The organism is Streptomyces sp. NPDC111606 (genome assembly GCF_055656945.1).
Genome location: NZ_JBVKBY010000003.1, coordinates 284,244 through 308,096 on the forward strand (window position 1 = coordinate 284,244; position 23,853 = coordinate 308,096).

21 protein-coding genes and 1 pseudogene are annotated in these 23,853 nt (G+C 71.9%); 15 read left to right on the plus strand and 7 right to left on the minus strand.

Features of this window, described 5'->3' with window-relative positions:
- The first annotated feature begins 142 nt into the window (after positions 1-142).
- Positions 143-2,038 (plus strand): discoidin domain-containing protein, encoded by a 1,896-nt coding sequence (locus tag ACZ7M7_RS13055; RefSeq protein ID WP_472115712.1) that lies wholly within the window; start codon positions 143-145, stop codon positions 2,036-2,038.
- Between the two features lie 249 nt (positions 2,039-2,287).
- On the opposite strand, the gene ACZ7M7_RS13060 is transcribed toward ACZ7M7_RS13055, so the two are convergent.
- Positions 2,288-2,932 (minus strand): DUF6461 domain-containing protein, encoded by a 645-nt coding sequence (locus ACZ7M7_RS13060; RefSeq protein WP_472115715.1) that lies wholly within the window; start codon positions 2,930-2,932, stop codon positions 2,288-2,290.
- A gap of 86 nt (positions 2,933-3,018) precedes the next feature.
- Positions 3,019-3,669 (minus strand): hypothetical protein, encoded by a 651-nt coding sequence (locus ACZ7M7_RS13065; protein ID WP_472115718.1) that lies wholly within the window; start codon positions 3,667-3,669, stop codon positions 3,019-3,021.
- A gap of 6 nt (positions 3,670-3,675) precedes the next feature.
- Between ACZ7M7_RS13065 and ACZ7M7_RS13070 the strand changes: the two genes are divergently transcribed.
- The 5 genes from ACZ7M7_RS13070 to ACZ7M7_RS13090 all read left to right on the plus strand — a co-directional run bounded on the left by ACZ7M7_RS13070 (position 3,676) and on the right by ACZ7M7_RS13090 (position 9,348).
- Positions 3,676-3,849: a hypothetical protein gene (locus ACZ7M7_RS13070; protein WP_472115722.1), complete on the plus strand. Its 174-nt coding sequence runs from the start codon at positions 3,676-3,678 to the stop codon at positions 3,847-3,849.
- Between the two features lie 436 nt (positions 3,850-4,285).
- Entirely contained in the window at positions 4,286-4,822 is a 537-nt protein-coding gene (locus ACZ7M7_RS13075; protein WP_472115725.1) for a GNAT family N-acetyltransferase, read from the plus strand.
- Positions 4,823-4,825: 3 nt separating this feature from the next.
- Positions 4,826-6,328 carry an ABC transporter substrate-binding protein gene (locus ACZ7M7_RS13080; protein WP_472115727.1) on the plus strand — a complete coding sequence of 501 codons (1,503 nt, stop codon included), beginning with the start codon at positions 4,826-4,828 and terminating at the stop codon, positions 6,326-6,328.
- Between the two features lie 3 nt (positions 6,329-6,331).
- Complete coding sequence (locus tag ACZ7M7_RS13085; RefSeq protein WP_472115729.1) at positions 6,332-8,125, plus strand: ABC transporter permease subunit; 1,794 nt, start codon at positions 6,332-6,334, stop codon at positions 8,123-8,125.
- Entirely contained in the window at positions 8,122-9,348 is a 1,227-nt protein-coding gene (locus tag ACZ7M7_RS13090) for an MDR family MFS transporter (RefSeq protein WP_472115732.1), read from the plus strand. The genes ACZ7M7_RS13085 and ACZ7M7_RS13090 overlap by 4 nt, the downstream gene beginning before the upstream one ends.
- A gap of 412 nt (positions 9,349-9,760) precedes the next feature.
- Here the strand turns inward: ACZ7M7_RS13090 and ACZ7M7_RS13095 are convergent, their stop codons facing one another.
- A complete protein-coding gene (locus ACZ7M7_RS13095) occupies positions 9,761-10,525 on the minus strand; it encodes a CDP-alcohol phosphatidyltransferase family protein (protein ID WP_383623355.1) in 765 nt (254 codons plus the stop codon).
- 108 nt (positions 10,526-10,633) lie between these two features.
- Here ACZ7M7_RS13095 and ACZ7M7_RS13100 point away from each other — a divergent pair, with 108 nt between their 5' ends.
- From ACZ7M7_RS13100 to ACZ7M7_RS13120, 5 genes and pseudogenes are all read left to right on the plus strand, one after another.
- Positions 10,634-11,617, plus strand: coding sequence for a zinc-dependent alcohol dehydrogenase (locus ACZ7M7_RS13100; RefSeq protein ID WP_451173161.1), 984 nt, complete (start codon positions 10,634-10,636; stop codon positions 11,615-11,617).
- A 173-nt stretch (positions 11,618-11,790) separates the two neighbouring features.
- A complete protein-coding gene (locus ACZ7M7_RS13105; protein WP_383600860.1) occupies positions 11,791-12,189 on the plus strand; it encodes a 6-pyruvoyl trahydropterin synthase family protein in 399 nt (132 codons plus the stop codon).
- Positions 12,186-13,406: a glycosyltransferase family 4 protein gene (locus ACZ7M7_RS13110; protein WP_472115736.1), complete on the plus strand. Its 1,221-nt coding sequence runs from the start codon at positions 12,186-12,188 to the stop codon at positions 13,404-13,406. The genes ACZ7M7_RS13105 and ACZ7M7_RS13110 overlap by 4 nt, the downstream gene beginning before the upstream one ends.
- A 98-nt stretch (positions 13,407-13,504) precedes the next feature.
- On the plus strand, positions 13,505-14,452 hold the full coding sequence (locus ACZ7M7_RS13115) for a class I SAM-dependent methyltransferase (RefSeq protein ID WP_383601219.1): 948 nt from the start codon (positions 13,505-13,507) through the stop codon (positions 14,450-14,452).
- A pseudogene (locus ACZ7M7_RS13120) lies at positions 14,449-15,462 on the plus strand (lysylphosphatidylglycerol synthase transmembrane domain-containing protein); the annotation flags it as partial. The gene ACZ7M7_RS13115 and the pseudogene ACZ7M7_RS13120, both read left to right, overlap by 4 nt.
- Positions 15,463-15,611: 149 nt before the next feature.
- Here the strand turns inward: ACZ7M7_RS13120 and ACZ7M7_RS13125 are convergent.
- The gene (locus tag ACZ7M7_RS13125) at positions 15,612-16,400 is read right to left on the minus strand and encodes a creatininase family protein (protein WP_383600855.1); all 789 of its coding nucleotides are present in this window, start codon (positions 16,398-16,400) and stop codon (positions 15,612-15,614) included.
- 40 nt (positions 16,401-16,440) lie between these two features.
- Between ACZ7M7_RS13125 and ribA the strand changes: the two genes are divergently transcribed.
- The 4 genes from ribA to ACZ7M7_RS13145 all read left to right on the plus strand — a co-directional run bounded on the left by ribA (position 16,441) and on the right by ACZ7M7_RS13145 (position 20,541).
- Entirely contained in the window at positions 16,441-17,109 is a 669-nt protein-coding gene (ribA, locus tag ACZ7M7_RS13130) for a GTP cyclohydrolase II (RefSeq protein ID WP_383600852.1), read from the plus strand.
- A gap of 69 nt (positions 17,110-17,178) precedes the next feature.
- Positions 17,179-18,318 (plus strand): NAD(P)/FAD-dependent oxidoreductase, encoded by a 1,140-nt coding sequence (locus tag ACZ7M7_RS13135; RefSeq protein ID WP_472116644.1) that lies wholly within the window; start codon positions 17,179-17,181, stop codon positions 18,316-18,318.
- Complete coding sequence (locus ACZ7M7_RS13140; protein ID WP_383600849.1) at positions 18,315-19,385, plus strand: saccharopine dehydrogenase; 1,071 nt, start codon at positions 18,315-18,317, stop codon at positions 19,383-19,385. The genes ACZ7M7_RS13135 and ACZ7M7_RS13140 overlap by 4 nt, the downstream gene beginning before the upstream one ends.
- Positions 19,378-20,541 (plus strand): saccharopine dehydrogenase family protein, encoded by a 1,164-nt coding sequence (locus ACZ7M7_RS13145; RefSeq protein ID WP_472115740.1) that lies wholly within the window; start codon positions 19,378-19,380, stop codon positions 20,539-20,541. Before ACZ7M7_RS13140 ends, ACZ7M7_RS13145 begins: the two co-directional genes overlap by 8 nt.
- An 8-nt stretch (positions 20,542-20,549) precedes the next feature.
- On the opposite strand, the gene ACZ7M7_RS13150 is transcribed toward ACZ7M7_RS13145, so the two are convergent.
- The 3 genes from ACZ7M7_RS13150 to ACZ7M7_RS13160 all read right to left on the minus strand — a co-directional run bounded on the left by ACZ7M7_RS13150 (position 20,550) and on the right by ACZ7M7_RS13160 (position 23,795).
- Entirely contained in the window at positions 20,550-21,782 is a 1,233-nt protein-coding gene (locus ACZ7M7_RS13150) for a serine hydrolase domain-containing protein (RefSeq protein ID WP_472115742.1), read from the minus strand.
- Positions 21,783-21,846: 64 nt separating this feature from the next.
- Positions 21,847-23,199 (minus strand): MFS transporter, encoded by a 1,353-nt coding sequence (locus ACZ7M7_RS13155; RefSeq protein ID WP_472115745.1) that lies wholly within the window; start codon positions 23,197-23,199, stop codon positions 21,847-21,849.
- Positions 23,196-23,795 (minus strand): TetR/AcrR family transcriptional regulator, encoded by a 600-nt coding sequence (locus tag ACZ7M7_RS13160; protein WP_472115748.1) that lies wholly within the window; start codon positions 23,793-23,795, stop codon positions 23,196-23,198. The genes ACZ7M7_RS13155 and ACZ7M7_RS13160 overlap by 4 nt, the downstream gene beginning before the upstream one ends.
- Positions 23,796-23,853 lie beyond the last annotated feature (58 nt).

Consider the following 23,853-nt stretch of genomic DNA (forward strand, 5'->3'; position numbering starts at 1 on the left):
AAGACCCGCAGCCACCGGGACAGGTGCGACGGGTCGCCCGACGGCGATGGCACGAAGGCATCACGGCACGGAATGCGCACCCTGCGAGGACCCCCTCACATCCCCTGCGAGGAACCCCCCTCACATCCCCAAGGAGAGCCGCATGCCATCCCGTACCCGTACGCGTACCCGCACTCCGCGGACCCTTCTGACCGCGCTCACCACCCTCGCCGTGCTCGGCACCGGCTCGGCGTTCGCCGCTCCGCCCGCAGCGCCCACCGCAGTGGTGGCTGCATGGGACACCGACCGCGCCGCCGAGGCCCATGCCGCCGACCCGAACGCCGTCACCGCGTCCGGCAGCGAGAACGCCGGCACCGCAGCCGGCCTCGCCTTCGACGGCAACGGAGCGACCCGGTGGTCCAGCACCTTCGCCGACGACGCCTGGATCCGCGTGGACCTCGGCGCGACGATCCGCGTCGACCGGGTGACCCTCGACTGGGAGGCGGCCTACGGCAAGAGATACGTCCTGGAGGTCTCGAGGAACGGCACGGACTGGACCCCGTTCTACACGGAGACGGCCGGCACCGGCGGCACGGTCACCGCGCACACTTACCCACAGGAGGTGACCGGCCGCTACGTCCGCATGCGCGGCCTCGAACGCGCCACGCCCTACGGCTACTCGCTGTACTCCTTCAAGGTCTACGGCGGTGAACCGGCCCCCGCGTCCACCACCCGCACCAACCTGGCCCTGAACCACCCCGCGTACACCAACTACTACCAGCACGCGGGCAATTCACCTGCCTTCGTGACGGACGGAGGCTGGCCGGGGGATCTCAAGGCCGACGCCACCCGCTGGTCCAGCGACTGGAACGCGAACCGCTGGATCTCGGTCGACCTGGGCGCCACGTCGACGATCACGTCCGTGGACCTGTACTGGGAGGCTGCCTACGCCGTCGACTACCAGCTCCAGGTCTCCGACGACAACCGCACCTGGCGTACCGTCCACCAGCCCTCCGCCGCCGAAGTCGCGGCCCGCCGCGCGAACGTGAAGTCCCCGGCGGAGGCGGTGGGCCTGCACGACACGATCACCCTCTCCGCCCCGGCGACCGGCCGCTACGTCCGCATGCTCGGCAAGGAACGCCGCAGCTTCCACAACCCGGCTCCCGCGACGGCCCAATTCGGCTACTCCCTTTACGAGTTCCAGGTCTGGGGCACGGGCGGCAGCGCCGGCGCCGCCTACCCGGCGCTCCCGACCGAGCAGCCGGGGACGTATCGGACGGTATTCTTCGACGACTTCACCGGCGCCGCCCTCGACCGCTCCAAGTGGCGCGTCGTGCGGACCGGCACCGAGATGGGTTCGGTCAACGGCGAGTCGCAGGCGTACGTGGACTCGGCGGACAACATCCGCACCGAGAACGGGAACCTGGTCCTGCGCGCCAAGCACTGCAAGGGCTGCACGCAGGCCGGCGGCGGCACATACGACTTCACGTCCGGCCGCATCGACACCAACACGAAGTTCGACTTCACATACGGCCGGGTCAGTGCCCGCATGAAGCTCCCCGTCGGCGACGGCTTCTGGCCCGCCTTCTGGCTGCTCGGCAGCAACGTCGACGACCCCTCGGTCTCATGGCCCGCGTCCGGCGAGACCGACATCATGGAGAACGTCGGCTACCGGGACTGGACCAGCACCGCCCTGCACGGCCCCGGCTACTCGGCCGACGGCAACATCGGCGCCCGCCAGATCTTCCCGAACGGCGGCACGGTGGACCAATGGCACACCTACGCCGTCGAATGGACCCCGACGGGCATGCGCTTCCACGTCGACGACCGCCTCGTCCAGGAGACGACCCGTAACAAGCTGGAGTCGACGCGGGGGCAGTGGGTCTACGACCACAACCAGTACGTGATCCTGAACCTCGCCCTGGGCGGGGCCTACCCGGCCGGCTGGAACCAGGTGACCACTCCGTACTGGGGGCTGCCGCAGTCGAGCGTGGAACGGATCGCGGGTGGGGGAGTGCAGGCGGAGGTGGACTGGGTTCGGGTGGAACAGAAGAGGTAGCGGGAGCGTCTGCTTCTGTGGCACCCGTGCCCCCGTCGAGTGTTCTCGCCGGCGTGCGGTGGTCGGCGCCGGTCCGACTGGTAGGCGACAAGTCTCGTGGGTGGGGCGATCTTCCGTCCAGCCGATGCGCCGGATACCGGACAGCGGTGGCTGGGATTGTTTGCTGCGCCTACACAGCCTTTCCCAGGCCGTCCGGGCGCGGACTCGCGGCCCGTGGGACGCCTGTCGCATCTCTGAGGACGCTCGTGGTCACCAGGAGGACGGAGGTGAGGTGCGGGTGACCACGGCAGGAAGCTGCCCGCTTTCGATCACCTGGCGGGGGAGTGACAGCCCGAAGTGCTCACCGACCACTTTCAACACCCGACGCTTCTCTTCGACAGTCGACAGTTCCTCGTCCCCGCCGAGCAGGTCGTCGATGTCGCCTTCCGGCGGGATGACTCCGGCCGCTTCCAGCGCCGGGCGCAGGAGGTCGGGCTCGGCGCCGGCGGGGTCGTAGCCAAAGCCCAACTCGAAGTGCAGTTGCAGCTCGCCGTCGGCGAGGTAGGTGAAGAAGGAGGGCGGATCGTCCGGCCGTGGGTCGAAGATCAGCACCTCGGCGCCGCCACGGGACACCGCCGGGTCGAGGGCCCAGCCTTCACTGCCCACGCATTCCACGATGAACGACCAGTCGCCGCTTTGACCGATGCGGCCGACGCAGTAGATCTGAGTGAGGTCGACCATGCGGTGCGCTTCCTGGCTGGTGAGGGCAGGCCCGACCTCGACGGGTTCATGGTCGGCCATGCGTTCGGCCAGCTGCTGAGGGCTGAGGCCGCGGGCGCAGGTGATGTACAGGTCGGTCGTGCTCGGGCTCGTGCCGCGCCAGGCATCGGCGATCCATGCGAGATCTTCAGGCATTGCGGTTCACTCCTTCCGTCTACACCGTGGCGCCGGTGGGGCACAGCGAGAACCAATGCTGTGCCCCACCAACGTTCAGAAGACTGTCACGGCTTGGGAACCGCGCAGGTCACGGTCGCCTTCGATGCGTCGCAGTGCGCGAACTGGGGGAAGTTCACCCAGTACGGGTCCTTGTCGAGCAACCGGTACTTGCCGGAGAAGCCCCCGCTGAACGCTCCCCCCATCGAAGTGGAGTTGATCCATCCCGACATGGCCGAGCGGCCACACACCTCCTTCCACGTCGGAGCAGGCACGCGGATGTCGTCGTACAGACGCCATTCGCCCTGTTTGACGCGGGTGGCGTAGGTCTGCACGCAGTCGTTGCCGGTGTCGACCTCTTGGGCCTGTCCTTCCACCGCAACGCCGACGGCACGACCACCGGCCGCAACAGCGACACCGGCTTCACGGTGACTGACACCGATGAGGAAGAGGTCAAACGGCGCCTGTATGAAGACGCTGGTTGGGACTACACGCCCCCGCCGCCTCCCGTGCCGCCGGGATACCACCGATTCGCGCTGGTGGACGACTCGTTCGGTCACGGAGGCTTTGACGTCGAGCGGTACGCGAGCCTGCGTGAGAACCCGCCGCACGGCTGTACTCCCGTCGACTGGGGCTCCTTTGCCCTGTAGTGCGAGCGGCCAGGAGGGACGCTTCTGGAGGCCGTTGCAGAAACCGTCGCCGAGATCCACCGTCAGCACGGACTGGTGATGAACAGCCTCGGCATCGAGAAGCCCGACGAGTGGTTCGGCGACGGAAAGGACGGATGCGGGGCGAAGATCGTGGCCCACCTGCTCCTGATGGTCGCTTATCGTGCCGCGCTACTCGGCTACGGCCGCGAGGATCTGGTTCGTCTACTCGAAGCGACCGGCGTCGAGTAGACGGTGCCATGCGTGGGGTGCGTCGACTGGGCAGCCCCGGACCGTCGGCGTCGGGCTCCGTACCGGCGCGCGCACAAAGAGAAGCCGGGTTGATGCCGCGCAGGAACTCCTTGATGCCCCCGTGTTGACGGCGAGCAACGGAGCGACCAGGGGCTCCCCGTCGCGCTCCGGGTCCTTGGTGAGGTGTTGGTTGATGTCGGCTTCGATGGCCGGCACGCACGCGCCGGAGCACGTGAGGTAGCGGGAGAACAGTGCCGACATGGTGGTCTTGCCGCTGCCACCGTTGCCGACGCGATCCGCATCAGCGATTGCCATCGATGGGGCCAGGCTGTCGGCGGCTCGCGATCACTGTCGAACCGCCTGAAGCGCACGAGGGTTGTTCTTCGGGGCGAGGCGGGCGGAAAGGCCTTTCGCACTTGATGCATATGATGTGCAAGTGCATGACTACAGCATCAGGGCGGCCGCCCCGGACGACCTCGACGGTGCGCGAGCCCTGATGCTCGACACCGTCTACCACGACTTCGGTACCGGCTATGTGCCTCGCTGGCACGCGGACGTCATCGACCCGGCCGCCGCCTATCTCGCCCCGCCCCGCCACACCCTCCTCATCGCGCTCGACCCGCGCGACGGGAGTGTCGTCGCCACCGCCGCCCTCGACTCGCGTGGCCCGGCCCACCCGCCGAATCCGCGCGAGCTCGCCGAGCGTTACCCCTCCGGCGCGACCGCGCAGCTGCGTCGTGTCTACGTCCGGGCCGAGCACCGCAGGCGGGGCCTGGCCCGGCGGCTCGTCGACGAACTGCTCGCCTTCGCGGCGGCGGACGGCGGCTACCGCGCGGTGTATCTGCACACCGACCCGAGGGTGCCGGGCGCCGAGGCGTTCTGGCGCTCGCTCGGCAAGGTCGTGCACGACGAGCGTGAGGACACGGACGGCGGGAACGGCGTCGTCCACTTCGAGATACCGATGGAGCGATAGACCGTGCGACGCCGAACCCGCCCGCTCCTCGCCCTCGTGCTGGCCCCCGTCCTGGCCGGCTGCTTCGCCTCCGGTGGCGGTTCCGACGCCGCGGGCGACGCCCAGGACGGCTCCCGCCTGCTCGTCGCGCTCGCCTTCCCGCCCGCCGAGAACCTCTCGCCGTACGGCGCCGACGCCACCCTCCTCAGCCGCCTCGGCGTCACCGAGGGCCTGACCGCGCTGGACGCCAACGGCGCCGCCGCCCCCGCCCTCGCCGCCTCGTGGCGCCAGGAGAACGACCGCACCTGGCTGTTCACCCTGCGCGAGGCCACTTTCCAGGACGGCTCCGCGGTCACCCCGGTCGCGGTCGCCGCCGCCCTCACCCACGCCGCGCAGGCCAAGCCCGTCCCCGCCGCCCTCTCCGGCGTCACCCTCACCGCGAAGGCCGAGGGCAGCCAGGGCGTACGGATCACCACCGCGGCACCCGATCCCGTCCTGCCGCTGCGTCTGTCCAGCCCCTCCCTCGCCATCCTCTCCGGCAAGGCCTACGGCACCAAGGACAAGCAGACCGAGGTCGATCCGGTCGGCCATGCCACCGGGCCCTTCGAGCTCACCAAGGTGCTCGGCTCCACGGCCGCCACCCTCGACCGCTACGACGACTACTGGGGCGGCCGCGCCCAGGCCACCGGCATCGACGTCAAGTTCGTCGCCGACGGCACCGCCCGCGCGAGCGCCCTGCGCACCGACCAGGTCGACCTCGCCGAGGCGATCCCCGTGGCCCAGGCCGCCACCCTGGACAAGGCCACCCGCGAGGCGACCGCCACCACCCGCACCACAAGCCTGTTCCTCAACACGAAGAAGGGCCCCTTCAAGGACGCCGCGCTGCGCGCCGCCGCCCGGCAGGCCGTCGACACCTCCGCCTTCGCCAAGGGCGTCTACGAGGGATACGCCGATCCCGGCGCCGGCATCTACGGGCCCGCCGTCAGCTGGGCCGCCGGCAAGCGGACCGAGCCGGTCGGGCGGGCGAAGCCGGGCAAGCCCGACAAGACCCGGATCACCCTCGCCACCTACGACAACCGGCCCGAACTCCCGGAAGTCGCCCAGGTGCTCAAGCAGCAGCTGGAGAAGGCAGGGTTCGAGGTCGCGCTGGAGGTGCGCGAGTACTCGCGGCTGGAGAGCGACGCGCTGGACGGAGAGTTCGACGCGTTCGTCGGCGCCCGTAACAGCCTGGTCGACACCGGCGACCCGGTCGGTGTCCTCGCCAGCGACTACACGTGTGAGGGCAGTTACAACCTGGCCCTGCTCTGCGACAAGGACGTCGACCGGGCCGTGGCCGATGCCGCGGACATCAGCGACACCGCCGAGCGGCAGGATGCGGCCATGACGGCCGAGGCCGGGATCCTCGGCACCGACGCCGTCGTACCGCTGGTCCACCAGCGCATCATCACCGGCGTCGGCCCCGACGTACGGGGCGAGCTGCTCGACCCGTACGAGCGCACCCTCGTCGGCGTCGGCACCCGGCGCTGATCCGTGCGGCACCAGGCACTCACGCTCCTGTGGCGTGCGGGGATCGCGGCCGCCCTGGTGTGCGCCATCGGCGTACTGCCGTGGCTGTCGCGCACCGACCCGGCGCTCACCGTCCTCAAGGCCCGGTCGGCGGACCGCGACCCCACACCCGAGGTACTGGCGGACATCCGCGCCCAGCTCGGCCTGGACGCCGGTCCGTTCCGACTCCTCGGTGACTGGTTGGGCGGGCTGTGGCGCGGGGACGCCGGCCGGTCCTGGATCTCCGGCAGCGAGGTCACACCCGCCGTGCTCCAGGCCCTCGGGGTGTCCCTGCTGCTGATGGCGGTGGCCCTCGTGGTCGCCGCCGTCACCGCCGCTCTGATCTGCGCCCGCGCCCTGTGGCTCGGCGCACACCGGCGGCTCGACGGGCGTGCCGGAGGCAGCGGCTCCGCCGTCCTCGCCGCGCTGCCCGAGTTCCTCACCGCGTCCGTCCTCGCGACCGTCGTCGGCGTGCAGTTGGGCTGGCTGCCCGCCCTCGGCTGGTACGGCCCCCAGTGGACGATCCTCCCCGCACTCGCCCTCGGTCTGCCCGCCGGCGCCGTGCTCGGCCGGCTCCTCGACGACCTGCTGCCCGGCGCCTTCGCCGAGCCCTGGGCCCTGGCCGCCTCCGCACGCGGACTCCCCGGCCGCACCGTCGCCCGCCAGGCCCTGCGCCGGTGCCTGCCCGGACTGCTGCCCAACACCGGCCTGTTCGTCGTGGGCCTGACCGGCGGATCGGTCACCGTCGAGCAGATCTTCGACATACCCGGCCTCGGCCGCACCACCTTGCAGGCCGCCCTCGCCCAGGACCTGCCCGTCCTGCAGGCCGGCACGCTCGCCCTCGTCCTGCTCGCCGCGGCCGCCGCCGGAGTGGCCCATCTGCTCGCCCGTCTGCTGATCGGCCCGGCCCTGCGCGACGGCGCGCTGCCGTCCCTGCACCGGCCGACGCCGCCCGCACGCGGGTTCCTGCCGTTCGCATACGGTGGTCTGCTCGTCGGCGTCGTCGCCCTCGGCCTGCCCCGTGACCCGCTGGCCCTGGACACCACCGAGCGACTCGCGGCCCCTTCGCCGGGGCACCCGTTCGGCACCGACGCCCTCGGCAGGGACATCCTCGCCCGCGTCGCCCACGGCGCCCTCGACACGCTGCTGCTCGCCGGCGCGATCACCGCCGTCACCCTGCTCACCGGAGTGGCGCTCGGCCTGCTGCCACGGGTGTCCGGAACGCTCGTCGACACCGTCACCGCGCTGCCGCCGGTCCTCGTCGCCCTGCTCGTCACCGTGGTCGTCGGCAGCGGAACCGCCACGCCCGCGCTCGCCGTGGCCGCCGTGGCCTGGGCCCCGCTGGCCGCCCACACCTCTGCGCTGCTACGGCAGGAACGCGCCGCCCTCCATCTCACCGCCACCCGCGCCCTGGGCGCCGGTCCCTGGTACCTGCTGCGCCACGAACTGCTCCCTGCCGTCGTGCCGCCCGTCACCCGCCACGCCCTGCTCCGCCTGCCCGGCGTCGCCCTCGCGCTCGCCTCGCTGGCCTTCCTCGGCCTCGGCGCCCAGCCGCCCTCCCCGGAGTGGGGCCTGCTCCTCGCCGAGAACCAGCCCTACGCCGAGCGCGCCCCCTGGGCGGTCCTCGCCCCCGCCGCCGTACTCGCCCTCCTGGGTGCACTGGCGGTGACGGCGGCCGGTGGCCTGCGAAGCGGGCGGCGGCGACGGGACAGGGGCGAGCCGGACGTGCCCGTGCCCGAACAGCGGTCACCCGCAAAGGAGTTGGTGAGGACCGGATGACCTCGCTGCTGTCGCGCGGCCTGCGCAGGGCGCCGGACCGTCACCGGCTCTCCCCTCTTCTCCGCCTCCTCATCCTTACCCAACTCGCCTTCAACATCGGCTTCTTCGCCGTCCTGCCCTTCCTCGCCGAGCATCTGGGACAGGCCGTAGGGATGGCGGGCTGGATGGTCGGGTTCGTACTGGGGCTGCGCACGTTCAGCCAGCAGGGGCTGTTCGTGGTGGGCGGGGCGCTGTCCGACCGGTACGGCATCCGGCCGGTCGTGCTCACCGGCTGTGCACTGCGGATCGCCGGGTTCGCCTGGCTCGGGTACGCGCGACAGACCTGGGCGGTCATCGGTGCCGTGCTGCTGATCGGGTTCGCCGCCGCGCTGTTCTCACCCGCCGTGGAGTCCGAGGTCGCCCGGCAGGCGGTCGTGTGGGAGGAGTCGGGCGGCGGCTCCCGCACCCGCGTCCTCGCGCTGCTGACGGTGGCCGGACAGGCGGGCGCGTTCGTCGGGCCGCTCCTCGGCGCGCTGCTGCTGGCGGTGGACTTCCGTACGGTCTGCCTCGCCGGCGCCGGCATCTTCGTCCTCGTCCTCGCCGGGCACGCGTGGCTGCTGCCGCAGCACATACCCGGGCGCGGGGGTGTGCGGCTGCGCGGCGGCATGGGCAAGCTGCTGCGCAACCGGCGCTTCCTCGCGCTGTGCTGCGCCTACGGTGCCTACCTGCTCGCCTACAACCAGCTCTATCTCGCCCTCCCCGACGAGGTGGAGCGCGCCACGGGGTCCCAGGCCGCGCTGGCCTGGCTGTTCGCCTTGTCCTCGCTGCTGGTGGTGGTCGCCCAGCTGCCCGTCACCCGGTGGGTGGGGGAGCGGCTCACCCTGCGCCGGTCCATGGTGGCCGGACTGCTGCTGATCGCGGCGGGATTCGCGGTCGTGGCCGCGGCCCGGCCCGCGGACTGGACCGGTACGGCGGGTCTGCTGCCCGCGGCCGGCTTCGTCGTCCTGCTCACCCTCGGCCAGATGCTCGTCGCCCCGGTCGCCCGCGCCTGGGTCCCCGACCTCGCGGAGGAGGGCCGACTGGGCCTCTACACCGGCGCGTTGTCCTCGGTCTCCGGCCTGATCGTCCTGCTCGGCAGCTCGGCCACGGGAAGTCTCCTGGACACCGGGCTGCCCGCCGCCGTGCCGTGGCTGGTGCTGGCGGCCGTACCGGTGGCGGCGATCGGGGTGCTGCCGCGCCGGTAGGGGCACGCAGCCGCCGGGCTGCCGGTACGTGAGGCAGTCCGGCTCCCTCAGGAAGGAACGGACCGTGGGTCTCACCTCGCGGCCGTCACCGGCATGGTGAGCGACACGGACACTGCGAAGGTGGACGGCGGGATTTTCGGCAACCCCGACCCCCGTACAGATTTCCCGTGCTTTCCGGGCTGCCCGCCCGGATGGAGGAAGCGGGTGTCGACCGTGTCGCGCACGCCGCGATCCTGATGCGCTTGGCTCTGCGGCACAGCAGCCGACCGAGGGCGGACACGGGGCCGGGCCTCGGCGAACAAGCTGTACGAACGTCTGGGGTTCGCGGCAAGGGGCTCGACGGTGTACCGGATGCCGCTCGACGGCTGACTGCCGTCCACGGCGCCCCCGGTGCCGCCCGACGACCGACCCGTCAGGACGCCACCAGCTCCCGTACCTCGGCCACCGGCGCCCGCCGCACGCGCGACGGCCGGTTCCGGTACAGCCACAGGATGTCCCGGCCGAACGACCAGACCAGCGCCGCCAGCGCCGTCGCGGTGACCGCGAACGTCGCCAGGTACGGGAAGAGGCCGGACGCGGCCATGAGCAGGAACACCCCCTGCATCGCGGCGACCGTCTTGCGGGCCGTGCTCGGCGGGAGCGCGGCGTTCAGCCACGGCCAGACGCGGGCGGCGGCGACGAAGCCGTAGCGCATGGCACCGATGAGGAGCACCCAGGGACCCAGCGACATCGAGACGTACACGCTCAGCACCAGGATGAGGAACGCGTCCACCTCCATGTCGAAGCGTGCGCCCAGGGCGGTCGACGTGCCCGTACGGCGGGCCACCTTGCCGTCCACGCCGTCGAGGATCAGGGCGACCGCCGTCAGGCCGACGAACAACGTCACCGGCGGTGAACTCTGGAAGGAGTCCGCGACCAGCGCCGTGACGCCGCCCACCAGCGTCGCGCGGCCGAGGGTGACCCGGTTCGCCGGGCCGAAGGACCGCAGCCTGGATCGGTGCAGGGCCAGCGAGAGCAGCGCCCAGGTGGCGATGGCGAAGACGAGGCCGGTCAGCCAGCCCGCCGGCCCCATGCCGATCGCCGAACCGAGCAGGGCCAGCAACAGGATCTGCACGCCCGCTCCCACAGCGGTCTCCTGCTGGACCAGCCTCGCGTCGTAAGTGTTGTTCAGGGCCACCGCACATTCCTCCGGCCAGATGACAGAGTCGATCAAGGCCGCGTACTGTGCGCGACCTGTGCACACCTCGGTACGTGCACGGCTTCACGATCGTTCAGGAGGATTCCGATGAACCGCGCCGCACGTGCGTTCTGGCTCCGCTATCCGGGTGAAGGAGAGATCCGGGAGGTCACCCTTCCGGAGCCGGGCGAGGGCGATGTACTGGTGCGGTCGCTGTACTCGGGAGTCAGCCGGGGCACGGAGACGCTCGTGTTCCGTGGTGGGGTTCCGGAGAGCCAGCACGCGGCCATGCGGGCGCCTTTCCAGGAGGGCGATTTTCCCGCACCGGTGAAGTACGGCTATCTCAGCGTCGGGGTGGTCGAGGAGGGGCCGACGGCACTGGTCGGCCGTACTGTCTTCTGCCTGTACCCGCATCAGACGCGGTACGTCGTTCCCGCGAGTGCCGTCACCGTCGTACCGGACACCGTGCCCGCCGCACGAGCCGTCCTCGCCGGCACCGTCGAGACCGCCGTCAACGCGCTGTGGGACGCCGCGCCCCTGGTCGGTGACCGGATCGCCGTGGTCGGCGGCGGCATGGTCGGCTGCTCGGTGGCCGCCCTGCTGGCCCGCTTCCCGGGGGTGCGGCTGCAGTTGGTCGACGCCGATCCGCGCCGGGCCGAGGTCGCCGCGGCTCTCGGGATCGCCTTCGCCACGCCCGACGAGGCGCTCGGCGACTGCGACCTGGTCGTCCATGCCAGCGCCACCGAGCAGGGCCTCGCCCGGTCGCTCGAGCTGCTCCGCCCCGAGGGCACGGTCGTCGAACTCAGCTGGTACGGCGACCGGACGGTCGGCCTGCCGCTCGGCGAGGCCTTCCACTCCAGGCGGCTCGTCATCCGCAGCAGCCAGGTCGGCACCGTCTCCCCGGCCCGCAGTGCCGGCCGGACGTACGCCGACCGGCTCGCCCTCGCCCTCGACCTGCTCGCCGACCCGGCCCTCGACGCGCTCGTCACCGGGGAGAGCGCTTTCGCGGAGCTGCCCGAGGTGATGCCGAAGCTCGCCTCCGGGGAGATTCCGGCGCTGTGTCACCGTGTCAGGTACTCCGACACGCCGTGACAGGACTCGGACACGCCCTGACGGACTCGTTCAAGTCGGGACGACAAGAGCGCCTGACCTGAGAAAAGAGTGAGAGACGGCTGAACAACGGGAAGCGAAGAGCCGTACTACACGGCATCCCCGGCAGCCGATCGGCGGGGATGAGGAGCGCACCGCACCTGGAGGGTCGTCCGTTGTTCAGCATCACCGTCCGCGATCACATCATGATCGCCCACAGCTTCCGCGGCGACGTCTTCGGACCCGCGCAGCGCCTGCATGGAGCGACGTTCCTGGTGGACGCCACATTCCGGCGCGAGCAGTTGGACGACGACAACATCGTCGTCGACATCGGTCTGGCCACACAGGAACTGGGAGCCGTCGTAGGTGAGCTGAACTACCGAAACCTCGACAACGAACCCGTCTTCGCCGGGATCAACACCTCCACCGAGTTCCTGGCCAAGGTCATCGCCGACCGGCTCGCCGAGCGGATCGAGAAGGGTGCGCTGGGCGAGGGCGCCAAGGGCCTCGCGGGCCTCACGGTCACGCTGCACGAGTCGCATGTCGCATGGGCGAGTTATGAGCGTGCTCTGTGACCGACGTGACCCTGGAGAAGGCCGTCGCCGTGGAAAAGGCTCCGGAGAAGTCGGAGAAGGTGGCGCTCGGCTATCTGCCGGTGCAGCACTCCGCCCTGAAGAACGCCGAGATCATCCCCATGTCCCTGCGCTCCGTGCACTTCGTGATGCCGGGCGGCGTCGACGACGCGTCCGCGCCGAGCGGCGGCAACGCCTATGACCGGCGGGTGAGTCTGGATCTGCCCGGCTTCGGCTGGCAGGTGCACAAGCACGCGGTGGACGGCAGCTGGCCGCTCCCCGGTGCGGCGGACCACGCCGAACTCGCGCGCACACTGCGGGAGTTCCCCGACGGGACCGTCGTCCTGCTGGACGGACTGGTCGCCTGCGGGGTGCCCGAGATCATCGTCCCGGAGGCGGAGCGGCTGAACCTCGCGGTCCTCGTCCATCTGCCGCTCGGCGACGAGACGGGACTGGAGCCCGCCGTCGCCACGGAGCTGGACGCCCGGGAACGCACGGTCCTGCGGGCCGTTCCCGCAGTGATCGCCACCAGCGACTGGGCCGTCCGCCGCCTCGTCTCCCACCACGGCCTCGCGCCCGACCGGGTCCATGTCGCCGCCCCCGGCGCCGACATCGCACCCCTCGCGTCCGGCACCGACGGCGTGTCCCGCCTGCTGTGCGTGGCCGCCGTGACACCCCGCAAGGGACAGCACCGGCTGGTCGAGGCACTGGCGTCGGTGACCGACCTGCCGTGGAGCTGCGTCTGCGTGGGCCCGCTGAACCAGGACCTCGAGTACGTGGCCGAACTGCGGTCCCTGATCGCGAAGCACGGGCTCGAGGACCGGCTGGTCCTTGCAGGCCCGCAGGCCGGCGCGGAACTCGACGCCAGCTACAACGCCGCCGACCTGATGGTGCTCACCTCCTACGCCGAGACGTACGGCATGGCGGTGACGGAAGCGCTCGGGCGCGGCATCCCGGTGCTCGCGACGGACGTCGGCGGACTGCCGGAGGCGGTCGGCCGGGCCCCCGACGGCGGTGTCCCCGGCATTCTCGTCCCGCCGGAGAACCCCGCCGCGATCGCCGCCGAACTGCGCGGCTGGTTCGGGGAGGCGGACGTACGACGCCGACTGAAGGCGGCTGCCCGGGGACGCCGGGCCGCCCTGAACGGCTGGGCCGGCACGGCCCGCAGCCTGGCCTCGGTATTGGGCCGACTGCCGAACGAACCCCGGAGGGTCGCATGAGGGACACGGCAACGGCACAGAGCGGAGGGGCGATTCCGGCCCAGCCGGGACCGCGCGATCCCGCACCGCAGAGCGGGGCCGTTTCGACGGAGGACGCGATGGACGGCGTATCCGTACCGGCGGCACCTGACGCGGACGCCGTGATCCTCGGGGCCGGGCCCAGCCTCGGTCCCGGCGAGCGGGCGACCGTGCGGCTCAGGGACGCCGGGTCGGACGACCCGCCCCGCTACGCCCCCGAGTGGCTGGAGCTGCGGGAAGGCGCCGACGCCGTCGCGCGGGCGCACGACTTGCTCGACCCGCTGCGGATCCGGCTCGCCAACCTGCCCGGACGGGCCGGACTGGTGATTCACGACGTCGGCTGCGGCACCGGCTCCATGGGCCGCTGGCTGGCGCCCCACCTGGACGGCGCTCAGCACTGGGTCCTGCACGACCGCGACCCCTACCTCCTGCACTTCGCCGCCGTGGCCTCCCCGCGCTCCTCCGCGGACGGCAGCCGGATCACCGTCGAGACGCGCCGTGGCGACGTCGGCCGCCTCACCCCGGACAGCCTCGCCGGTGCCTCGCTGGTGACCGCCTCCGCACTGCTCGACGTCCTCACCCGCGAGGAGGTCGACACCCTCGCCGCCGCCTGCGCGGGCGCGGGCTGCCCGGCGCTGCTGACACTCTCCGTCGCCGGCCGCGTCGAACTCACCCCGTCCGACCCGCTGGACCAGGAGATCGCGGAGGCGTTCAACGCCCACCAGCGGCGTTCGGGGATGCTGGGCCCGGACGCGATCACTGCGGCGGCGGAGGCCTTCTCCGAGCACGGCGCGACCGTCCAGGTGCACCCGAGCCCGTGGCGGCTCGGCCCCGACGAGTCCGCGCTCACCGCCCAGTGGCTGCGCGGCTGGGTCGGCGCCGCGGTCGAGCAGCGCCCCGACCTGCGCGAGCGCGCCGACCGCTATCTGCAGGACCGCCTCGCCGCCTGCCAGGCGGGCGAGTTGAGTGTCGTGGTCCACCACAGCGACCTGCTGGCACTGGTGCGACCGACAGGCGGAGCGTCATGAGCGTGGAGACGGTGGCCGGGGCCCGCGTCACGCGACCCGGCGCCAAGGCGCGAGAACGGCGAGTGAAGGCCTGTGCCGTGAACGGGGCCGCCGTGGTCCCGGAGGCGGGCCCTGCCACCCGACTCGGCACCCAGCCCGAGGCACAGCCGGGCCGACCCCGCCTGCGCACCCGCCTGGCCCGTCTCAACACCCCCGCCGTCCGCACCCATCTGGGCACGGCCGTCGGCGTCGCCATCCTCGTCGCGCTGTTCTGGCGGCTCGGTACCGGCGTCTTCCTCGACGGGCTGCGCCGGATCGATGCGACGGCGCTGGTCGCGGCGCTCGGGATCGGGCTCGTCACCACCGTGTTCAGCGCGTGGCGCTGGCAGCTGGTGGCACGCGGGCTGCGGATCCGGCTGCCGCTCGGGCCGGCCGTCGCCGACTATTACCGCGCCCTGTTCCTCAACGCCGCCCTCCCGGGCGGCGTCCTCGGCGATGTGCACCGGGCGGTGCGGCACGGGCAGAGCGCCGGTGACATGGGGCGCGGTGTCCGTGCGGTCGTGCTCGAACGGACCGCCGGCCAGGTCGTCCTCGCCGTCGTCGGCGCCGTCGTGCTGCTGACCATGCCGTCCCCGGTGCTGAACGAGGCCCGCGACCTCACGCCGCTCATCCTGCTCGCCGCCGTGGGCGCGCTCGCCGTCGTGGCCGCCCTGCGCATGAACCGCGCGCCGTCCCGCCGCGACCGGACCAAGCCGACAGCCGTGCGTACGACTCTCGGTGAGGCCCGCGAGGCCCTGCTGTCCCGCCGCAACGGTCCGGGCGTCGCCGTGTCCTCCGTCGTCGTCCTCGCCGGCCACATCGCCATGTTCGTGCTCGCCGCGAGGATCGCCGGTTCCGCCGCCTCCGTGGCCGCCCTGCTGCCGCTCGCCGTCCTGGCCCTGCTCGCCATGGGCGTGCCCCTGAACGTCGGCGGGTTCGGTCCCCGCGAGGGCGCCACCGCCTGGGCGTTCGGCGCCGCCGGGCTCGGCGCCGACACCGGACTGGCCGTCGCCGTGGTGTACGGCGTCCTCAGCTTCGTGGCCGCCCTGCCCGGCGTCCTCGTCCTCGTCGCCCGCTGGTACACCGGCCTGCGCACGGACTCCGGGTCCGCCGCAGCCGTAGCGGACCCCGAGCCCAGCCGCTATTTTCGTGCGTCTCCCGTGTCCCGTACGGAATCGTCCGCGGAGGTCAGCAGTGACACATACGCGCCGAAGGAATCCGCGAGGCTCGCCAGCAGGCGCTTCCCCTTTTCCGCGGAACCCAGCGAAGGGCGGCCTATGACACCCGAATCGGTATAGGCGGACATACCGAGGGTGAGTAGCTGACGGCGGTCGTCCGCCACGAAATCGGAAGTCTCATAACCGGGTCGGATCAATTCGGGATGAGTGTGCAGAAGGATGGAGGTCTCAATTTCCCCCGCGTGCATGTCGGTGAGCAGCGAGGTCTCCACCCCCGCCCGCTCCCGTGCCGCCTCCCAGTCCTCCGGGGCCGGGAACAACGCCATTCGCTCACCGCGCGCGGAGGACTCCTGAACGACATTGCCCAGTACGTAGTTCCCGCCGTGCCCGTTGACCAGCACCAGAGCGTCGACACCGGACCGGCGGAGCGAAGCCGCTATGTCCCGTATCACCGCATGAAGGGTCACGGAGGAGATGCTCACGGTCCCCGGCCAGGCCGCGTGCTCGTGCGAGCAGGAGATCGTCACCGGCGGAAGGAGGTGCACCGGATGTGCGGCGGCTATCTCGCGCGCGATGGCGCAGGCCACGAGCGTGTCGGTCGCCAGCGGAAGGTACGGGCCGTGCTGCTCGAAGCTTCCGACGGGCAGGACCGCGACCTGTCGCGCGAGTCCCGCGCCCCGCGTCCGTACGTCCTCGGTGGTGTCCGCCGGCACCAGCGAGTGTGCCGCCGGCCACGTCTGCGAATCACTCATCTTTTCCGGCCTTTCGTCTCTGCTTAGGAACTGAAGAATCATGACAGATAAAATTGGCGTCCTCGGCAAGAAGTCCGCACAGCGGACGCAGCGTTCCGGCGTGGAACGCGTGGTGAATGCCCCCTTGCCCACCGTGTACGGGGAATTCCGTGCGATCGGCTACCTCGACCACGACCGCGGTGACGAGCAAGTGGCCCTGGTTTACGGCGAGATAGGCGCGGAGAACGTCCTCACCCGACTGCACTCCGAGTGCCTGACCGGCGACGCCTTCGGATCCCAGCACTGCGAATGCGGTGACCAGCTGGCCTCCGCGCTGCGCGCCGTCGTCGCCGAGGGGAGCGGCATCGTCGTCTACCTGCGGGGCCACGAGGGCCGCGGCATCGGTCTGCTCGGCAAACTGCGGGCGATGGCCCTGCAGGCGGAGGGCCTGGACACCGTCGAGGCCAACCTCGCGCTCGGCCTGCCCGTGGACGCCCGCGACTACGGCGTCGCCGCCGGAATCCTGCACGACCTGGGCGTGAACAGCGTCCGCCTCATGTCGAACAACCCGCGCAAGCGCGACGCGTTGCTGCGGCACGGCATCCAGATCGCCGAGCAGGTCCCGCTGCTGATCCCGCCGTGCGAGAGCAACATCACCTACCTGCGCACCAAGCGTGAGCGCCTCGACCACCACCTGCCCCATCTGGACGCGGTCGCGCACCTGTCCTGATTGCCGCGCGGCCCATCCGGACAGGAAGAGGGAACGACCGACGACTTCCAGGAAGGTGGGCCCGTGAACATGCATGCGAGTGTCGTCGTCATCGGCGGCGGTGTGATGGGGACCAGCATCGCCTGTCACCTCGCCCGTGCGGGTGTCCGGGACGTCGTCCTCGTCGAGCGGGACGAACTGGCGTCCGGGTCCACGTCCAAGGCGGCCGGGGGCGTGCGGGCGCAGTTCTCCGACGAGCTCAACATCCAGCTCGGGGCACGCAGCCTGGAGGCGTTCGGCCGGTTCGAGGACGAGACCGGCCACGACATCGGGCTGCACCGGGTCGGCTATCTGTTCCTGCTGTCCACGCCGGAGGAGGTCGCCGGCTTCGAGGCGGGCGTCCGGCTGCAGAACGCCCTCGGCGTGCCGAGCCGCATGATCGACCCCGCCGAGGCGCAGCGGCTGTCCCCGCTGATCACCACCGACGGACTGCTGGCGGCCGCGTTCTCGCCTGACGACGGTCACTGCACCCCCGAGTCCGTCGTCCACGGCTACGCGTCCGCAGCACGCGAGCACGGGGCGCGGCTCTTACGCCACAACGACGTCACCGGCATCGAACTGCACGGCGACCGGATCACCGCCGTGACGACGACCATCGGACGCATCGCCACCGACACGGTGATCTGCGCGGCCGGCCCCTGGTCGCGCACGATCGGGGCGATGGTCGGCGTGGACCTGCCCGTGGTGCCGCTGCGCCGCCAGATCGCGGTCACCGAACCGGTCACCGGACTGCCGCCGCAGCTGCCCATGACGATCGACTTCACCACCAGCCTCTACTTCCACACCGAGGGCCCCGGCCTCCTCCTCGGCATGTCGGACCCCGACGAGCGCCCCGGCTTCGCCACCGACACCCACGACCGCTGGATCCCCCGCCTGACCGAGGCCATGGAGCACCGCGCCCCCGCCCTGCTCGACCTGCGCCGCACGGGAGGCTGGGCGGGCCTGTACGAGGTCACGCCGGACCACAATGCGCTGATCGGTGAGGCGACTTCCGTATCCCGGTTTCTGTATGCGACCGGCTTCTCCGGCCATGGCTTTCTGCAGGGACCGGCCGTCGGCGAGGTCATCCGTGACCTGTACCTCGGCCGCGTACCCTTCGTGGACGTCAGCCCCTTGAGTGCCGGCCGGTTCATGGCCGACGCCCCGCGCCCGGAGGCCAACCGCGTATGACCGATCTCCATCTGTGGCTGCGCCACGAGGTCCGTTCCACCGAGCGACGCACTCCGATCGTGCCGGCCGACGCACGCCGGCTCGTCGAGAGCGGGGTGACGCTGACGGTCGAGGAATCCCCGCAGCGGATCTTCCCCGTCGAGGAGTACGAGGCGGTCGGCTGCCGGGTCGCGCCCGCGGGCTCCTGGGTGTCGGCGCCCGATCAGGCCGTGGTCATCGGGCTGAAGGAACTCCCGGACCGGCCCGGCGAGCTCACCCACCGGCACATCTGCTTCGGCCACGCCTACAAGCAGCAGCCCGGCGCCGGGGACCTGCTGCGCCGGTTCGCCCGGGGCGGCGGCGTCCTGCTCGACCTGGAGTACCTGGTGGACGACGACGGCCGTCGTCTCGCCGCCTTCGGCTTCTGGGCCGGCTATCTCGGTGCCGCCCTCGCCGTCCTCCAGCACCGCGGGAAGCTCGTCGCGCCGCTCACCCCGACGTCCAAGGAGGAGCTGGACGCGACCCTGCAACCCGCCTCCGACGACGCGGAGTTCACCGCGCTCGTGATCGGCGCCCTGGGCCGCAGCGGCCGGGGCGCACGCCTCGCGCTGATGACCGCGGGCGTCGAGGCGGCCACGCCCTGGGACCTCGCCGAGACCCGCGACCTGGACCGCCCGGCCCTGCTCGCGCACGACGTGCTGGTCAACGCAGTCCTCGCCACCACCCCGATCCCGCCCTTCCTGCGCGAGCAGGACCTCGACGACCCCGCGCGCCGGCTGCGCACCCTCTGCGACGTCACCGTCGACGTCGGCTCCCCCCTGAACGTCCTGCCGATCTACGACCGCACCACCGACTGGACCGACCCCGTGCGCCGGCTGCGCAAGGAGCCCCCGCTCGACCTGATCGCCATCGACAACCTGCCCTCCCTGCTGCCCCGCGAGTCCAGCACCGACTTCTCGGCGGCGCTGCTGCCCCAGCTGCTGGACTTCGAGACGGGCGGGCCCTGGGGGCGCTGTCGGGACCGGTACCACCAGGCGTGCCGCGAACTCGGCATCGCAGAAGCAGAAGGGGAGTACCGCCATGGCTGACAGTTCCGCACGGGTGCCCGCGAGCGGCACCGTCCACTGGGTCGGCGCCGGGCTGTCCACCGGCAGTGGTCTGGCCCGGCTGTGCGACACGGCCGACCGCGTACGGCTGTGGCACCGCACCACGGACCGCGCCGCCGACGCCCTGGCCGGGCTGGGCCTCACCGGACGCGCCGAGCCCCGCGCGTACACGCTCCCCGCGCTCACGGCCGAACTGGCGCCGGGCGACGTGGTCGTATCGATGCTGCCGGCACCCGAGCACGCCGGGCTGCTGGCGGCCTGCATCCGGGAGCAGGCCCACTTCGCCTGCTCCAGCTATGTGTCGGACGCCGTCGTCGAACAGGTGCCCGCGGCCGAAGCGGCCGGGCTCGTCGTCCTCACCGAGGCCGGCCTCGATCCGGGCATCGACCACCTCTTCGCCCACTGCCTGGTCGGCCGCGCCCGGGCGGCCGTCGGTGACGACACGGCAGCCTCGTACAGCCTCACCTCGTACTGCGGCGGTGTCCCCGCCGTCCCGAACGACTTCAGGTACCGCTTCAGCTGGGCGCCCGCCGGGGTTCTCAACGCCCTGCGCGCACCGGCCCGTTACCTCAAGGACGGTGCCGAGACCGTCGCCGAGCGGCCGTGGGAGGTGACGCGGCGGCACGTCGTCGACGGGGAGGCGTTCGAGGTCTACCCCAACCGCGACAGCGTTCCGTTCGTCGAGCAGTACGGGTTGCCGCCCGCGTGGAAACCGCAGACCTTCGTGCGGGGCACCCTGCGCCTGGAGGGCTGGCTGCAGGCCTGGGACGCCGTGTTCGAGGAGCTGAAGGCCGGAGACGACGCCCGAATCACCGCTCTGGCGGGGGAGTTGGCGGCGGCTTACCCGACCACGGACGCCGACCGGGACCGGGTCGTCCTCGCCGTGTCGCTCGATGTGCGCGGCGGGGGCGGACAGAGCTGGTCCGGCAGTTACCTGCTGGACCTGGTGGGGGACGCGGAGGAGAGCGCCATGGCCCGCTGTGTGTCCCGCCCTCTCGCCCTCGGCGTCCGGCACATCCTGGACGGCTCCCTGCCGGCGGGCCTGAACCGCGCCGCCGAGACGGCGGCCCGCTCGGAGGAGTGGCTGCGCGAACTCGCCCTGGAAGGAGTGGAGTTCACCCTGCGCGTGGACCGGTGACCGGCGGCTCAGCCTTCCGTGACGGCCTCGTGCACGAGCCGCTTGAGGTCCTGGAACATCGTGTGCGAGGTCTTCGGCCGTACCTGGGTCATGAACTGCACCGTCAGATCGCGGCCCGGGTCGACCCAGAACGTGGTGGTCGCCACGCCGCTCCAGCCGTACGTGCCGAGGCCGGCCGGAGCCCTCGTCCGGGTCGGGTCGATCACCACGGAGACGCCGAGGCCGAAGCCGAGGCCGTCGTTGCCGGGCTCGTCATGGGCGGGGCGACTGCCGAAGGACCGCAGGTCGGCGCCGCCCGGGAGGTGGTTGGACGTCATCAGGTCCACGGTCTCGGGGCTGAGCAGACGGGTGCCGTCCAGTTCGCCGCGGCGGCGCAGCAGTTCCATGAAGCGGTGGATGTCGTGCGCGGAGGCCGCCATGCCGCCGCTGCCGGACAGGAAGCGGGGCCGGCCGTGCAGCGGGAGGCCGGGGATCGGCTCGATGCCGCCGTTCTCGGTCTCGCCGTACAACTCGGAGAGCCTGTCCGCCTGTTCGCCGCTCACGCAGAACCCTGCGTCGGTCATCCCGAGCGGCCGGAAGATCCGCTCGGCGAAGAACTCGTCGAGCGGCTGCCCGGACACCACCTCGATGACCCGGCCCAGGACGTTGGAGGCGACCGAGTAGTTCCACTGCGTCCCCGGCTCGAACTGCAGCGGCAGGCTCGCGTACACGTCGACCGTCCTGGCCAGGTCGGAGCCGGGCAGCACCGCCGACTCCAGGTTGGCGTCGCGGTAGAGGGCGTCGACGGGATGCGTGCGGTAGAAGGCGAAGGTCAGCCCTGCGGTGTGGGTCATCAGATGCCGGACGGTCAGCGGCCCGTCGGCCGGCCGGGTCACCGTGTCGGTGCCGGATCCGCTCACGTACACCTGGGGCTCGGCGAAGGCGGGCAGATGGCGGCCGACCGGGTCGTTGAGTGACAGCTTGCCCTCCTCGACCAGCAGCAGCGCGGCCACCGACGTGACCGGCTTGGTCATGGAGTAGATCCGCCACAGCGTGTCCGCCTCGACGGGGAGCCCGGCCGCGACGTCCCGGTGGCCGTGCGTGGTGAGGTGGGCGACGCGTCCGCGGCGGGCGACGGCCACCAGGTAGCCGGGTATCCGCCCCTCGTCGACGTAGTGGGCGAAGTACTGGTCGAGGCGGTCCAGCGCCTTCGCGTCCAGCCCGACCTCACCCGGGTCGACCTCTTGTCTCAGCAGTGCCATCGCTCTCCTCCGAATACGAACGACGAGGTGCGGTCCGGCATACCCCGCCGGAACGGCCTCAGACTCATCGTCGCGCAGGAACGCGTGTACGGTCCCGCGATTGGCCATGATCGTCGATCGTCGCGCCGTGCCGCCCCGGCAGCCCCCGGCCCAGCGCCGCACCGGCCAGGGCGAGGGCGGCGAGGACGCCGAGCGGCAGCTCAGGGCCGGCGCCCGACCCCATCAGAGCGGTCGCGGCGGCCACGCCCAGCACCGGTCCGACGTTCATCGCGGTCTGCTGGAGCCCGCCCGCCACACCGGCCGCCTCGACGGCCGCCTCGCGTACGACGACATGGGTGGCCGCCACCATCACCGTGCCGAACCCGGCCCCCACCAGGGCGAACCCGGCGCACAGAGCGGCAGTGGCGCCCGCGGTCGAGAGCGCGAGGATGCCGAATGCGAGCAGCGCCATCGCGGCCATGGTCGTACGGTGGGCCCCGGCCCGGCGTAGCAGTACCGCGCAGGTGGCCGCGGCGAGGACCATCAGCAGGGCGAGCGGCAGGCTGACCAGGGCGCTGTGGAACGCGTCCATGCCGAGCGTGTCCTGCAACAGGAACGTCCCGACGAACAGCGCGCCGGACAGCGCCGCGGACGCGGCCACCAGCATGCCGAGAGCCGAGCCGACCGCCGCCGACCCGATGACGTCCGGCGGCAGCAGCGGGCTCGTGGCGCGGCGCTCGTGCCGGACGAAGAGGGCACCTGTGACGGCGGCGGTGGCGGCGGTCCAGCCCCATCCCGGCAGCGCGACGAGGGCGTGGACCAGGCAGGCCAGGGTCACCGCGAGCAGCAGGGCGCCGGGCAGGTCGAGCCGGGCGGGGGAGGTGGTGCGCGGGGGCTTCCGGACGGCGAGGGCGAGCACGCCGAAGACGACGGCGGGCGCGACATTCAGCAGGAACGCCGCCCGCCAGCCCGGCCCCGCCACCAGCGCGCCGCCCACCACCGGCCCGGCGGCGGCCGCCGCCCCGATCGCGGCGGTCCGCACGGCGATCGGCTTCCGCAGCCGGTCGGGCGGGAACGCGGCCCGCAGCATCCCGAGCGTGGCCGGCTGAAGCAGCGCCCCGAACACGCCCTGCACGACCCGCAGCCCGATCACCCATCCGACGCCGGGCGCCAGCGCGATACCGGCCGACGCGGCCCCTAAGCCGAGCATCCCGATACCGAAGAGCCGATGGTGCCCGTACCGGTCACCGAGCCGCCCGGCGAACACCAACAGGCTCGCCACCGCGATGAGATAGCCGGTGCTGGTCCACTGGACCTGTGCGAAGGAGGCGCCCAGGTCGCGTTGCAGGGCGGGCTGGGCGACGGTCAGGACGGTGCCGTCGAGTGCGACGATCACGGCTCCGACGATGCCGGCGGCGAGGGTGAGACGCGGGTTCACTCGCTCTCCGCCCCGAGGTGGGCGTCCAGGGCCGACCGCAGCAGGGGTACGAAGTCGTCGGCACCCGTGGCGAGTTGGAGACTGCCCCAGCCCCACAACTGGGCGATGCCGTGCAGGTTGGCCCACAATGCCCCCGCGACGGGACGGGGGTCGACGTCGGGGCGCACCTGGCCGACGAGATCCACGAGTCGGCCGAAGAGGGGGAGGCTGGTGTCCCGCAGCCCCAAGTGACCGCTCTCCAAAAGGTCATGACGGAACATCAGCTCGTACATGCCGGGGTTGCCCAGCGCGAACTCCAGGTAGACGCGGCCCAGTGCGGTCAGCTGCTCCCGCGGTGGCGTCGGGCCGTCGCTGTTCACCGCCGCGGCAGCAGTCGCCCGGTCCGCCAGCTCGCCGAAGCCGCGGCGGGCGATCGCCGAGAGCAGCTCCAGGTGGGTGGGGAAGTAGCGGCGCGGCGCGCCGTGCGAGACACCTGCCCGGCGGGCGATCTCCCGCAGGGTGAGCGCCTGCACGCCCTCCCGCGCCACGAGTTCCACACCGACGTCGACCAGCCGGGCCCGCAGCCCCGTATCGGATTCCTGCTCAGGCAGAGACATAGACAGTGTCTACCATGATCGAGTAGACAGTGTCTACGGGGAGTGCCGGAATGCCCGG